We start from the raw sequence: 12,914 nt of genomic DNA, 5'->3' as shown, positions 1-12,914 counted from the left end.
GAAAATAAAAAAACGGGGAGCCAACTATTCGAAAACGAGTTCAACATCTCCACCAATAGGGTACCCCTGGCAAGTAAGGACCCGGCCTCTCTCAATTTCTTCATCCATCAACACTTCATTATAAGCCATCCACACCTTTCCCGAGATACAAGTAGCCACGCAGCTTCCACAACGACCGGCTTCACAGCTATAAGGCATATTAATGTGCTGATCTCTGGCTGACGCAGTTATACTTTTCGGGTACTGTACTTCGATAACATGCACCTTACCATGTAGATGAAGCGTTACCTTATGCATATCCTTATCGGGCGGCTCGGGCAATCTTACCGGAGGCAATGTGCTGAAGTCTTCTTTAAAGATTTGTTTATCGCTGATGCCGTTATTGTGTAGCGAAATCATTGCCATCAGCTTATAATCAAAAGGGCCGCAAATGTAAAAAAGCAAACTACTTTTATCTCTATGGGCAAAGTGCTTATCGAATAGCCAGTTTAGCACCATATTGCTCATGCGGCTATTATAAACATCCAATCGATCGCTATACATAAAATGAATATGAAAGCGATGGGGATATTGCTGCATTAGATCCTGCAGCGGCTTCAAAAAAATGGTATCTTTTTCGCTTTTATTACTGTAAAATAGAAACACATCTTGCGAAGTGGTCAACAGCAATGTTTTGATAAGCGAAAAACAAGGAGTGATACCGCTTCCTGCTGCTAAAAAACAAAATGTCTTACCCTGTACATTTTCAGGCAGCACAAAAAAACCACCCACACCTGAGGTAGACAATATATCGCCGGGTTTAGCCTTATACACTAACCACCGAGAAAACTCTCCGTTATCAATTTTCTTTACAGTGATGGACAATGGTTCTCCTGTATCGGGGCACGATGATATGGAATACGAGCGCCTTTTCTCCCCTCCCGGAGTATTAAAAATGAGGGTAAGGAACTGGCCTGCCTTATAACGAGGTTGCCAGCCATGTAGTGGTTTCAATACTAGCGTTCGGGCATCAGCTGTTTCATGAATGACTGATACTATTTCTACTTCCTTTATAATTGATTTATCCATTCAGATAAACATACGATAAACTATTATTGTCGTTTAGGTACCGTGCAAATAGCGGTCTATGGACGCAACCAGGGACGAGGATCCACATTCCTTTCTTCAATCATTAATATAAAGTCCAATTTGCCAGTTCCGGTTTCTTCGTCGGCACCCACAGTACCGATAGTTTGTCCACGTGATATCGAAGCGCCTCTGCTCACACTTACTGATGCCAGATTACTATATGCCGTAAAATATTTTCCATGCCTAATCACAACAAACGAGGTACTGCCCACTTTCGACACACTCACTACCTCTCCGTTAAATACTGCCCTTACCGGCGCTCCTACCGGAGCTGTGTAAGTAACACCTGGATTATCTCCCACGATAGCGGGACCTAGTCCTTCAATTTTATAGCGACCGAATCCTAGCGTAATCACTCCATCAACCGGTGGAGGCAGTTTGCCGCGGTTTTGCGAAAAATCGCTATTCAGGGCAATATCATCCGCCTTATAATTCAGATAGCCCCCTTCGGGTTCTTTACGCGTTGTGGCAACTGCGGTGGAAGGAGGAGTGTGATTCTGCGGGACCGTCACCGGTGATTCCTTTACTACAATGTTTCCCGAAGAACCCGGAATATTTTTTACTGTAGTGGTCGTGCTAGGGTTTACGCGGTCAAATCTAGGCTGTCTGGCAGATGTTGCGGGTGCTGAAGCTACTGGAGTTTCTTCAACAACCTCGTTTTTAGGAGGTGTGCTAGTGGCCGTAGCCCCAGTCAGTGCCTTCTCTACGTCTTCTTGCATCTTTTTAGCAAGCTCTTCCTTACGTGCTTTTGCTTCTTCCTCCGCACGTTTCCGTGCTTCTTCTTGTGCCGCTTTTCTTGCCTCCTCAATCTCTTTTCTTACAACTGCCGCAATGTTATTTTTAAGCTGGCGGTCCTGTTCTTTTTTTCTGGCTATCTGCCTTTGTAACTGCCCGGCCTGCGACTGTAACATTCGCGCCACAGAATCTTTCTCCTTTCTTTGCTGATCAAGTACTACAATCTCCTCTGAACGCTTGTCCAAAGCAAACTGTTTCCGCTTTTTACTCTCGAGCTGCTGATTGTATCTTTTGCTGATAAGCTCACTGGTTTTGAGAATATCATCCATCTGCTGCTTCCGATAGTTGCGGTAATTCTTCAGATAAGCCACACGTTTAATAGCATCGTTGAAACTATTTGCAGAAAAAATAAAGTTCAGATAATCGTAATTGCTACGGTTTTTATAGGCATATACTACAGTGCGCGCATAATGAGATTTCAATGTATCCATTTGCTTTTTCAAGCGGTTAATCTCCAAGGAACTGTAGTATATATCATCATTAATAAGCCTTATCTCCTTACTGATGTTATTGATATAGCGTTCTTGCAACTCTATTTTTTTATTGAGTGCAGCCAACTGATGTAATGCATTTGTACTCTGCCCCTTCACCGCATCATAAGCCGCTTGAATCTGTCTCAGCTCCAATTGTAGCTTTCTCCGTTCTTCTTCCATTGCTGTTTTATCACTGGTCTTTTGGGCTGACGCAGTAAACATAGCAGTCACTAAAAGCACCACCATGTATAGACAACGCCTTATCGTAGGAAAATAAAGCACTCTATAATGCCCCCACAAACGGCTCCCAACTCCGTACAGAGTTTGCCGGGAAAAGCACCAAATCAACGATAATAACGAAGTAGCCCGATACATATTTTCTATCCGATATTGACTTATTGCTTTGTTTTATATCCCGAAGGAACCGAAAACGGAGTACTTACTTCTCCATCGAAGGTATAAGATTTAAAGTCCATTTTTAAAGTTACATTGTTTTTATAACGCACCTGCATATTGCGTAGTGTAGAGAAATTTCGATCGGCTACATTTTTATATCTATCATAAATAATCGTTGCACTCCGCTTTTTGGATGCCTCTACATCAGTAAGCTTAGTTTCTGTGGGTAAATATCCTGGCATCAATACCGTAAGAAGGTTTTTAAATTGAGCTCCCTGGGTAGTTATTACATATTTCTCCCCTTCAGTGGAAACACTAGCATTATCTTTATTTACGAATACGGCATTGCCAATTAGCAAATCCTGTATAGTAGCAAAATCTACCGGCAATCCAATCTGTTCCTGAATATAGTTCAGGCTAGTAGCGATATATTCCTTCTGAAGTTTGTTTATAATTTTTACGGAATCTTGCGTAATAATACCCCGCACACCTTCAAACCCCATTAATCCTGCCGACATCCAGATTACTTCGTCTTTCTTCATCACCAATTTTACATTCACGCTCCGGGCATTTTTACCATCATCAAAATCTACATCCACTCTTCCGGAGAATGTTTTAAAATCGATATGGTTAAGATTTGACAATATCACTTCGGGGCTTTCGGCTTTCATGGCAGCAGTATCTATATTCTTGGCCGGTATAGTACTGGCAGCTTTCTTCCCTGCTTTACAAGAGGCCAATAAAGCTACGACACCTATTAATAATAGTTTTTTCATGTTTTATAATTTATATCTCCGGTAGGTTATTTACCGGTGTGGCCAAATCCTCCCGCATTGCGCGCCGTTTCGCTTAAAGCTTCCACCGGCACCCATTGTATTATCTCTACTTTCTGAATCACCATTTGTGCGATGCGGTCACCATTTTGGATGGTTTGTGGTTCTTTGGACAAGTTTATCAAAATCACCTTAATCTCTCCTCGATAATCGGCGTCAATGGTACCGGGTGTATTCAAACAAGTCAATCCCTGTTTTATGGCTAACCCACTCCTAGGGCGTATCTGCGCTTCATAACCCTCAGGCAGCTCTATAAATATTCCTGTAGGTACCAAAGTTCGCTCCATAGGCTGGAGCACAATATCCTCTTCAATAGACGCACGAAGATCCATGCCGGATGCACCTGAAGTGGCATAAGTGGGCAACGGATGCTTGGATTTGTTAACGATTTTTACTTCTAATTGTGGCATAGCGACAAAGATAACCGGTTGAAACTAAACAAGCATATAATTACCTGAATCGAAATCCGACTCAAAGCAACAATTTGTTAAAATCACACTTTCTGTAGTAATACCACAGCTTGGGCTGTTAAGCCCTCTCCTCTTCCCACAAAACCCATATGCTCGGTAGTGGTAGCTTTGATGGATACATCCTCTATCTCTATATTACAAATAGAGGCAATGACTTCCTGCATTTGAGGAACGTAGGGTTTAATCTTAGGTTCTTGTAAACATAATGAAGCATCAATATTCACTACTTTATAACCCTTGTCTGTAATTATCCTAACGCACTCGCGTAATAGAATTTTACTGTCAATATCTTTAAAGCGGTCTTCATTATTGGGAAAATGCACGCCGATATCTCCTAGGGCTAAAGCACCTAACAATGCATCACAAACGGCATGTAATAGCACATCTGCATCACTATGCCCTAATGCGCCCTTGTGGTGAGGGATACGAACACCCCCGATCCATAAATCCCTGCCCTCCACCAATTGATGGAAATCAATACCACTACCAATTCTGTATGACATGATTGCTCAATTAATTGCGAAAAACGAAAAATACACCTAATCAGACAAGAATATTGTGTTATTCTTACCTGTTTTTTTGCGAATATAACCAACTCGCTCCGCATTTGCGTAACTTTGCACACATTATGAATGTGGAAGAGCTATATCAAATCTATCTTCAGAATCCCGCAGTACAAACAGACTCCAGAAAACTTCAGCCAGGTGATTTGTTTTTTGCCTTAAAAGGGCCCAATTTCAACGGCAATGCATTTGCCCGCCAAGCACTCGATGCCGGCGCAACATTTGCCATTATAGATGAAGAGCAATTCCACATTCCCGGCAGGACCATCCTAGTTGATGATGTGCTAAGTACTTTACAACAATTAGCCCGTTATCACAGGCGCCAATTTTCTATCCCTTTTATTGCCATCACAGGAAGTAACGGAAAAACTACTACTAAGGAGCTGATTCATGCGGTACTGAGTCAAAAGTATAAAGTGTATACTACCGAAGGGAACCTCAATAATCATATTGGCATCCCTCTTACGCTACTTAAAATAAAGCAGGATGCAGAAATAGCCGTTGTAGAAATGGGGGCTAACCATCTGCACGAAATAGAAGGTTATTGTAAAATAGTAGAACCCACGCATGGTTTAATAACGAATTGTGGGAAGGCGCATCTGGAAGGCTTTGGCAGCGAAGAAGGTGTAAAAAAAGCGAAAGGCGAATTATTCGATTATCTGAGAACAAGGCAGGATGGCACCGCTTTTATTATGAAAGATTATGACTACCTGCTACAAATGAGTCATGATATTTCCACAATTATAACCTACGGAACCGCTGATGCCGATATCAACGGGAAAGTGGCAGACGCAGGTACTTTTTTGCAAGTGTTGGCTTGGGTACATGACACATCAATACAAATATCGACTAACCTTGTAGGCAGCTATAATCTACCTAATGTATTAGCTGCCATAACCCTTGGAACAACTTTCCATGTACCTATTGAACAAATTAAATACGCTATTGAAAATTATCGACCATCTAACAGCCGTTCTCAATTAATACAACATGGTAGCAACCGCATTATATTGGATGCATATAACGCCAATCCAAGTAGTATGCGGCTGGCAATAGAAAATTTTGTCAACATTAATTGTTCTCGAAAAATTCTCATGCTGGGTGCCATGGCAGAGCTAGGCGCAGATACGGCGCAAGAACATGAGCATATTGTTACACTCATTAAGCAACACCCTTGGCATGAGGTAGTGTTGGTAGGACTTCCTTTCAAGGCTTTCGCTTCGGACTTCCGCTATTTTGACAATGCTATGGCAGCAGCTGAATGGGCTAAAAATCAAGCTTTCGAAGATTCCTGTATCCTAATAAAAGGAAGTCGTAGTACCCAAATGGAAAAAATTCTTAATTCAATTACAAATTAATACATCATGGACGATACTCAACAAGCAAAACGAAGTTATTTGAGTGCAATGATGGGATGTTATTGCCCGCGTTGCCGCGAAGGACGTTTATTCGAAAAGCCTTTAAAGCTGCACAAACTCAGTGGTTTTATGAAAATGAATAAAAGCTGTCCTGTATGTGGTCAACCGACAGAAATAGAAGTGGGCTTTTTTTACGGCACCGGCTATGTAAGTTATGCAATATCCGTTGCTATAAGTGTTGCCACTGCAATTGCATGGTGGATATTCATTGGTTTTTCATTACATGATAACCGATTTGTGTACTGGCTTCTCTTCAATTCTATTTTATTAATCGTACTGCAGCCGTGGTTGATGCGACTGGCTAGAAGCTTATGGCTTTCGTGGTTTGTAAAATATGACCCCAATTGGCGAGAAAATCAACCTCCAGATTTCTCAGAAAGATTAAACAAAGACCAAGCGAATAACTGGTAATTTGCAAAATAAAAGAGGCGCTTCGTGAGCGCCTCTTTCTTCTTGTATTATAAATCGGTAATAGGTTTATATTTCGGCACTAACGATTTCATAATAATCCAAGCTAGCAGATAAGCTAAGGCACAGAAAGCAAACATAATCGTATAGCCTGTTTCAATATGTCCTAATTTATCAAAGTGATCAAAAAGAGCTCCACCCACTTTTGAAACAATCACTCCGCCAAGACCTCCGGCCATGCCCCCTATACCTACTACAGAGGCAACAGCCTTTTTCGGAAACATATCAGATACTGTAGTAAAGATATTGGCACTCCAAGCTTGGTGCGCAGAAGCTCCTATACCGATGAGCAATACCGGCAACCAATAAGTATAAGAACCTAAAGGCTGTGCCAGCAATACGACCAACGGAATCACAGCAATCATCAACATCGCTTTCATACGACCATCATACGCTGCATATCCTTTTTTGATGAAATACATAGGGAACCAGCCTCCACCAATGCTTCCAAACATGGTCAGACTGTACAGCACAAACAAAGGCAGCGCGATCTGAGTTCCGGTAAGACCATACTGCACATCGAGATATTTAGGCAACCAGAATAAGAAGAACCACCATACGCCATCAGTCAGGAATTTGCCTATAGTAAAAGCCCAGGTTTGGTTATAGCCCAGTAGTTTGAACCATTTTACCTTGGAGGAGGTATCCTCTTCGGTAGTTTGTTCGGCCTTTTCGTCATCATCGCTTCTTATATAAGCCAATTCCGCAGCCGAAAGGCGTTTTTGTTTTTCAGGTTTATCATAGTAAATAAACCAGAAAATAATCCAAAGGAAGCCAATGGCACCTATTACTATGAAGGCCATTTCCCAACCCCATTTCGCGGCAATAAACGGTACAGTTAACGGAGCCAAAATAGCCCCAACATTCGCCCCAGAATTAAAAATTCCGGTGGCAAAAGAGCGTTCTTTCTTAGGAAAATATTCAGCAGTGGCTTTAATAGCAGCAGGGAAGTTGCCGGCTTCACCAAAACCTAGTACAGCGCGAGCTATCATAAATCCAATTACTGAAGCCGAAACAGCTGTAAAACCCAATAAATGAAGGCCCTCACCTATTTGTACTGCCAAGGCATGCAATATTGCTCCCAATGACCAGATTATAATGGCCCAAGTATAGCCCGCTTTGGTTCCCATTTTATCTATAATACGGCCTACAAAGAGCATGGATAGTGCATAAACGAACTGAAAAACGGCAGTAATATTACCATAATCAGTATTGGTCCAACCGAACTTATCAGTAAGCTCGGGAGCCAGCAGACTCAACACCTGGCGGTCCAGATAGTTTACCGTCGTCGCAAAGAATAAAAGACCACAAATAGTCCAGCGATATTTTCCTATAGCTTGCATATCGTTATTTATTTACAGATTGAATAATTGTCAATACTTCTCTGGTCTTGGATGCAATGGTTGCATAGTCTTTTGCAGCCATTAGTTCCTTACTGATGAGCTTACTACCCATCCCCACTGCGCATACTCCAGCCTTAAACCATCCTTCGATATTTTCTTTTGTTGTATCTACGCCTCCTGTAGGCATAAATAGAAGATTAGGAAACACCGGTTTTATAGCAGACAGATATTTAGGACCTAGTGTATCACCAGGGAATAATTTAATGAGTTTGATTCCTGCAGCCTCTGCTGTCATAATTTCTGTAGGAGTCATACATCCGGGGGCATACAGAATATCGTTGGAAACAGCATACTCTGCAATGTCCGCTACATAACCCGGACTTACAAGAAAATCGGCTCCTACTGCCAGATATTGCTTTACCTGATCTAATGTTTTTACAGTGCCGATACCCAACAATAATCCAGGCATTTCTGCATTACGCACCTCTACCATTTTTGTAAAGTTCTTCAACGCAGCTTCACCTCTGTTCGTGTATTCAATTGCTTTTACTCCTGCTTTGTACACTGCCCGCAAAATTTCCAAGCTAACAGTTTCATCGGCATTGAAATATAGCGGTAATATACCTTGCTCTATAATAGCATCAATTGCTTGTCGTATTGTAGCCATATTAAGTCGTTATTTTTACAGTCTTGTGCTAATTAGCAACCGTATTCTCCAAAAGTAAAAACATGCCGGAGGGCGTCCGGACATGCTTTTATCTTAAAATCGATTGTATTTTACAATGATAAATTGCTCAATTATCTTCAGATAGCAAGCAGCGAGTGTAAATCTAGCGCTGAACTCTTCCACTGGCATCTCCCTTCATAAGAGTTTGCACTTCACTTAATGTAGCATGATTCAGGTCGCCGGGAATAGTATGCTTTAATGCCGAAGCAGCTACACCAAACTCGGCAGCATCAGCCATGCTCATACCGGTAATCAAACCATAAATCAGTCCACTTGCAAAGCTGTCTCCACTTCCTACCCTGTCCACAATACGCACGTTATATTTTCGAGTATGATAAAACTCATTACCATCACTCACCAGTGCACTCCAGCCATTATCGCTAGCACTATAGCTTTCACGCAAAGAAGATGCGATGTATTTAAATCCGAATTTTTCCTTCATCTGTCGGATTACATCCTTATATCCTTCGAGACTCAGTTCCCCTTTAGTGATGTCTGTATTCTTAGCTTTAAAACCCAATGTAGTTTCAGCATCTTCCTCATTACCTATACATACATCAACATATTTACAAAGCTCTGTCATTACTGCCTGAGCTTTCTCCTTGCTCCACAACTTTTTTCTGTAATTCAGGTCAATACTGGTAGTAATACCTTTGGCTTTAGCCGCTTTCAAAGCAGCTTCGGTTAAAGCTGCAGCCTTATCACTTAAAGCAGGTGTAATACCTGTGGTGTGAAACCAATCGGCGCCATCCAGAATAGCATCCCAGTCGAATTCGCTCGGATCAGCATCTGCAATTGCAGCTCCAGCTCTGTCATAAATTACCTGAGAAGCTCTCATGGAAGCTCCTGTTTCTAGAAAATAAATTCCTAATCTGCTACCACCGCGAGCTATGAAACGCGTATCCACCCCATAACGACGAAGATGATTGATTGCTGACTGACCTATAGCGTTATCGGGAACTTTTGAAACAAAAACACCGTTTAATCCGTAATTGCACAATGCAACAGCTACGTTGGCTTCGCCGCCACCATAGGTAACGTCAAAAGACTCAGCCTGTACAAAACGCTGATAACCGGGCGTTGACAAACGCAACATAATTTCTCCAAGAGTTACTACCTTCTTTGACATATGTGTATATTGAATATTGGTATTTTAAATTGTTATTAAAAACTACAGTAATGTATCTACAGGGGTACCGTCCATATCGGTAAATTGTTTATTCTCACCCGCCATACCCCAGATAAATCCATAATTAGAGGTGCCACAACCAAAATGCACACTCCAAGGAGGAGAAATCACAGCTTCATTGTTCGCCATTATTAGATGGCGGGTTTCCTGCGGTTCTCCCATCATATGGAACAATCGTTGACCATCGGGTATATCAAAATAAAAATATACTTCCATTCTTCTTGTATGCGTATGTGGAGGAACAGAATTCCACACACTACCCGCTTCCAATACAGTCAGTCCCATTACCAACTGACAGCTTTGGATACCATCTTCGTGAATATATTTATAAATCGTTCTTTTATTGGAAGTACTAATATCTCCTAATGATACCGGAGCAGCCTGCTCTTTGGTATATTTTATTGTAGGATACTCCTTATGTGCAGGAGTAGACAACATATAAAATAATGCCGGGTTCTTTTTTCCGGAGCTTGCAAAGCTAACCTTTTTACTACCCCGCCCCACGTAAAGGCACTCCAATTTGTCCAACTCATATTTTACTCCATCCACCGTAACTATCCCTTTACCTCCTACGTTGATGATTCCCAGCTCGCGACGCTGTAAAAAGAAATCGGCCTTTAATTCCTCTTCATTCTTTAATGGAACAGTTTTACTCACCGGCTTTACTCCACCGATGATGACTCTGTCGTAATGTGTGTATACAAGCGTAAGCTTGTCAGCCTTCATCAGATCCTGTACCAGAAAATTTTTACGCAGCTCGGCTGTTGTCATTTGTCTGGTTTCTGCAGGGCTATTAGCAAATCGAATCTCCATTTATTGCTTCATTTTAGTTCAAATTTCATAAATAGAATGGTTATCGGCCCATCCATCCGCCATCCACTACCAGTATCTCACCATTCACATAATCACTAGCTTTTGATGCCAGAAACACAGCGGGTCCAGCAAAATCTTCTGGAGTTCCCCATCTTCCGGCAGGAATGCGGCTTAGAATAGACTGACTACGATCTGGATCGTTCCGCAAAGCCTCGGTATTGTCTGTAGCAATATAGCCAGGAGCAATACCATTTACATTCACGCCTTTGGAGGCCCATTCATTAGACATGGCTTTTACCACACTGGCAAGAGCACCCTTACTGGCGGCATATCCGGGCACCGTAATGCCTCCCTGAAATGACAGCAGAGAACAAGTGAAGATAATTTTACCCCCACCCTGCTCCAACATATGTTTGCCTATTTCTCGGGCCAGTATAAAAGGAGTATCTAAATTAATGGCCAGCACATTATCCCACCAGTCATCAGGATGCTCCGCTACAGGTTTGCGCATGATGGTTCCAGCATTGTTTACCAGAATATCAATGCGCTTGTGATCATGCAATACTGCCTTAATAAATGCATAAACACTATTTCTGTCTGCCGCATCCATTTTATAAAATTGGAAATTGCGCCCCAGGGCGGTCACAGCCTTTTCGATTTCAGAGCCTGCCTCCACAGTCCTAGAAGCAACGATAATGTCCGCCCCGGCCTGCGCAAGTCCTAAAGCCATTCCAAACCCAATTCCTTTGTTACCTCCAGTAACAATTGCCGTTTTGCCAGTAAGATCAAAAAGATTTGTACTCATAATCGTCTAACAATAATATCGGGAAGGTTGACAAACACGCAATCCCTGTATTATTTCTTCAAGTTAAAATTGAAATACTCGTTGGCATTATTGAAACATATATCCTGCACAATTTTGCCAATCCATGCTATATTTTCCGGAAGCTCTCCGTTCTCCACATCATGGCCGAACAAGTTACATAAAATACGTCTGAAATACTCATGCCGCGGGAAAGAAAGAAAACTACGCGAATCCGTAAGCATTCCAATAAAACGACTCAACAACCCCATATTAGACAAAGTATTCAGTTGTTGCGTCATGCCATCCTTCTGATCTAAGAACCACCAACCCGATCCCCACTGAATTTTACCTGGAGCCGAACCATCATTAAAGTTACCAATCATAGTAGCCATCAGCGCATTATCCGCGGGATTGAGATTGTACAGGATGGTTTTGGTAAGTTTATCAGTATTGATAAGTCGTCCTAAAAATTTTGATAACGCAACAGCTTGCGGAAAGTCTCCAATAGAGTCCCAACCGGTATCAGGCCCTAGCACACGCAGCGCCTTGAGATTATTGTTGCGAATGGCGCCCAAGTGGTATTGTTGTACCCATCCTTTCTCATGATCCCACTCGGCAAAGTATACTAGCATTGCTGAGCGGAATTTATTTTGCTCTTCCAAGTTCAGATCATGTCCTGCATATACTTTATCAAAGATGGCACTTATTTCGTGCTCTGTATACTCCTCAGCATATATTTGTTCTAACCCGTGGTCTGATACCGTACAACCCATCTCTGCGAAGAAGTCATGACGCTTTCTTAAAGCGTTCAGAAAATCGTTGAAGAAAACGATATGTACATCAGCTGCTGCTTCCAATTTTTTTACATAAGCCACAAAATTGGCAGCATTAGATACATTCATGGCCGCATCGGGTCTCCATGCCGGTAACACCGGAATTTCAAACCCATCTTCTTTTATCTTTTTATGATGCTCCAGCGTATCTACAGGATCGTCTGTGGTACACACCATTCGCACATTCATTTTACGCAGCAGATTTCGTACACTGTACTCTTTAGTGCGTAGCTTGGCTGAACACTCGTCATATATCTTTTTCGCTGAATCACCATCCAGCAAATCGTACACATCAAAATAACGCTGTAGTTCCAGATGCGTCCAGTGATACAGCGGGTTGCGCATGGTATACGGCACGGTTTCAGCCCACTTTACAAACTTCTCATAATCGCTTTTATTACCGGTACAATAACTCTCATCCACACCGTTAGTACGCATCGCGCGCCATTTATAATGGTCGCCGTATAACCATATCTGTGTGAGATTGTCGAACTGCTTATCCTCGGCTATTTGATCAGGAGGAAGATGACAGTGATAATCAATTATAGGCATTTGCTTTGCAAACTCATGATACAATGTTTGCGCAGTTTGCGTTTCAAGTAAAAAGTTTTCGTCTAAAAATTTTTTAGCCATGTTATTGTATTTCTGTTTTTGGGAGTT

At 42.0% G+C, this 12,914-nt stretch carries 13 protein-coding genes; 2 read left to right on the top strand and 11 right to left on the bottom strand.

Going from position 1 to position 12,914, the window contains the following annotated elements; translation table 11 throughout:
• Positions 1–24 precede the first annotated feature (24 nt).
• From PIECOFPK_RS06800 to ispF, 5 genes are all read right to left on the bottom strand, one after another.
• Entirely contained in the window at positions 25–1,068 is a 1,044-nt protein-coding gene (locus PIECOFPK_RS06800; RefSeq protein ID WP_330974442.1) for a flavin reductase family protein, read from the bottom strand.
• Between the two features lie 56 nt (positions 1,069–1,124).
• Complete coding sequence (locus tag PIECOFPK_RS06795; protein WP_330974443.1) at positions 1,125–2,642, bottom strand: murein hydrolase activator EnvC family protein; 1,518 nt, start codon at positions 2,640–2,642, stop codon at positions 1,125–1,127.
• A 149-nt stretch (positions 2,643–2,791) separates the two neighbouring features.
• On the bottom strand, positions 2,792–3,568 hold the full coding sequence (locus PIECOFPK_RS06790; RefSeq protein WP_409966796.1) for a DUF4292 domain-containing protein: 777 nt from the start codon (positions 3,566–3,568) through the stop codon (positions 2,792–2,794).
• A 26-nt stretch (positions 3,569–3,594) separates the two neighbouring features.
• Complete coding sequence (dut, locus tag PIECOFPK_RS06785; protein ID WP_409966795.1) at positions 3,595–4,035, bottom strand: dUTP diphosphatase; 441 nt, start codon at positions 4,033–4,035, stop codon at positions 3,595–3,597.
• Positions 4,036–4,118: 83 nt separating this feature from the next.
• Positions 4,119–4,598 (bottom strand): 2-C-methyl-D-erythritol 2,4-cyclodiphosphate synthase, encoded by a 480-nt coding sequence (ispF, locus tag PIECOFPK_RS06780; protein ID WP_409966794.1) that lies wholly within the window; start codon positions 4,596–4,598, stop codon positions 4,119–4,121.
• A 104-nt stretch (positions 4,599–4,702) separates the two neighbouring features.
• On the opposite strand from ispF, the gene PIECOFPK_RS06775 reads away from it, so the two are divergent.
• On the top strand, positions 4,703–6,016 hold the full coding sequence (locus PIECOFPK_RS06775; protein WP_409966793.1) for a UDP-N-acetylmuramoyl-tripeptide--D-alanyl-D-alanine ligase: 1,314 nt from the start codon (positions 4,703–4,705) through the stop codon (positions 6,014–6,016).
• A gap of 6 nt (positions 6,017–6,022) precedes the next feature.
• Positions 6,023–6,487 carry a DUF983 domain-containing protein gene (locus PIECOFPK_RS06770; RefSeq protein ID WP_330974448.1) on the top strand — a complete coding sequence of 155 codons (465 nt, stop codon included), beginning with the start codon at positions 6,023–6,025 and terminating at the stop codon, positions 6,485–6,487.
• 47 nt (positions 6,488–6,534) lie between these two features.
• Here the strand turns inward: PIECOFPK_RS06770 and PIECOFPK_RS06765 are convergent, their stop codons facing one another.
• The 6 genes from PIECOFPK_RS06765 to uxaC all read right to left on the bottom strand — a co-directional run bounded on the left by PIECOFPK_RS06765 (position 6,535) and on the right by uxaC (position 12,887).
• Positions 6,535–7,887, bottom strand: coding sequence for an MFS transporter (locus PIECOFPK_RS06765; protein WP_330974449.1), 1,353 nt, complete (start codon positions 7,885–7,887; stop codon positions 6,535–6,537).
• Between the two features lie 4 nt (positions 7,888–7,891).
• The gene (locus PIECOFPK_RS06760) at positions 7,892–8,554 is read right to left on the bottom strand and encodes a bifunctional 4-hydroxy-2-oxoglutarate aldolase/2-dehydro-3-deoxy-phosphogluconate aldolase (RefSeq protein ID WP_330974450.1); all 663 of its coding nucleotides are present in this window, start codon (positions 8,552–8,554) and stop codon (positions 7,892–7,894) included.
• Positions 8,555–8,717: 163 nt separating this feature from the next.
• Positions 8,718–9,743, bottom strand: coding sequence for a sugar kinase (locus PIECOFPK_RS06755; protein WP_330974451.1), 1,026 nt, complete (start codon positions 9,741–9,743; stop codon positions 8,718–8,720).
• A gap of 42 nt (positions 9,744–9,785) precedes the next feature.
• Entirely contained in the window at positions 9,786–10,616 is an 831-nt protein-coding gene (kduI, locus tag PIECOFPK_RS06750) for a 5-dehydro-4-deoxy-D-glucuronate isomerase (protein ID WP_409966792.1), read from the bottom strand.
• 40 nt (positions 10,617–10,656) lie between these two features.
• Entirely contained in the window at positions 10,657–11,421 is a 765-nt protein-coding gene (locus PIECOFPK_RS06745) for an SDR family oxidoreductase (RefSeq protein ID WP_330974453.1), read from the bottom strand.
• A 50-nt stretch (positions 11,422–11,471) separates the two neighbouring features.
• Positions 11,472–12,887 (bottom strand): glucuronate isomerase, encoded by a 1,416-nt coding sequence (gene uxaC, locus PIECOFPK_RS06740; protein WP_330974454.1) that lies wholly within the window; start codon positions 12,885–12,887, stop codon positions 11,472–11,474.
• Positions 12,888–12,914 lie beyond the last annotated feature (27 nt).

Source organism: Chitinophagaceae bacterium C216, assembly GCA_028485475.2.
In the GTDB taxonomy this organism is placed as follows: Bacteria; Bacteroidota; Bacteroidia; order Chitinophagales; family Chitinophagaceae; genus Niabella; species Niabella composti.
This window is presented reverse-complemented; position numbering and strand designations above follow the sequence as displayed.

What these genes read in the sequence shown, in the direction of transcription:
- PIECOFPK_RS06800 (WP_330974442.1), bottom strand. Translation starts at nt 1,068, where the DNA reads ATGGATAAATCAATTATAAAGGAAGTAGAAATAGTATCAGTCATTCAT.
- PIECOFPK_RS06795 (WP_330974443.1), bottom strand. Translation starts at nt 2,642, where the DNA reads ATGGTGGTGCTTTTAGTGACTGCTATGTTTACTGCGTCAGCCCAAAAG.
- PIECOFPK_RS06790 (WP_409966796.1), bottom strand. Translation starts at nt 3,568, where the DNA reads ATGAAAAAACTATTATTAATAGGTGTCGTAGCTTTATTGGCCTCTTGT.
- dut (WP_409966795.1), bottom strand. Translation starts at nt 4,035, where the DNA reads ATGCCACAATTAGAAGTAAAAATCGTTAACAAATCCAAGCATCCGTTG.
- ispF (WP_409966794.1), bottom strand. Translation starts at nt 4,598, where the DNA reads ATGTCATACAGAATTGGTAGTGGTATTGATTTCCATCAATTGGTGGAG.
- PIECOFPK_RS06770 (WP_330974448.1), top strand. Translation starts at nt 6,023, where the DNA reads ATGGACGATACTCAACAAGCAAAACGAAGTTATTTGAGTGCAATGATG.
- PIECOFPK_RS06765 (WP_330974449.1), bottom strand. Translation starts at nt 7,887, where the DNA reads ATGCAAGCTATAGGAAAATATCGCTGGACTATTTGTGGTCTTTTATTC.
- PIECOFPK_RS06760 (WP_330974450.1), bottom strand. Translation starts at nt 8,554, where the DNA reads ATGGCTACAATACGACAAGCAATTGATGCTATTATAGAGCAAGGTATA.
- PIECOFPK_RS06755 (WP_330974451.1), bottom strand. Translation starts at nt 9,743, where the DNA reads ATGTCAAAGAAGGTAGTAACTCTTGGAGAAATTATGTTGCGTTTGTCA.
- kduI (WP_409966792.1), bottom strand. Translation starts at nt 10,616, where the DNA reads ATGGAGATTCGATTTGCTAATAGCCCTGCAGAAACCAGACAAATGACA.
- PIECOFPK_RS06745 (WP_330974453.1), bottom strand. Translation starts at nt 11,421, where the DNA reads ATGAGTACAAATCTTTTTGATCTTACTGGCAAAACGGCAATTGTTACT.
- uxaC (WP_330974454.1), bottom strand. Translation starts at nt 12,887, where the DNA reads ATGGCTAAAAAATTTTTAGACGAAAACTTTTTACTTGAAACGCAAACT.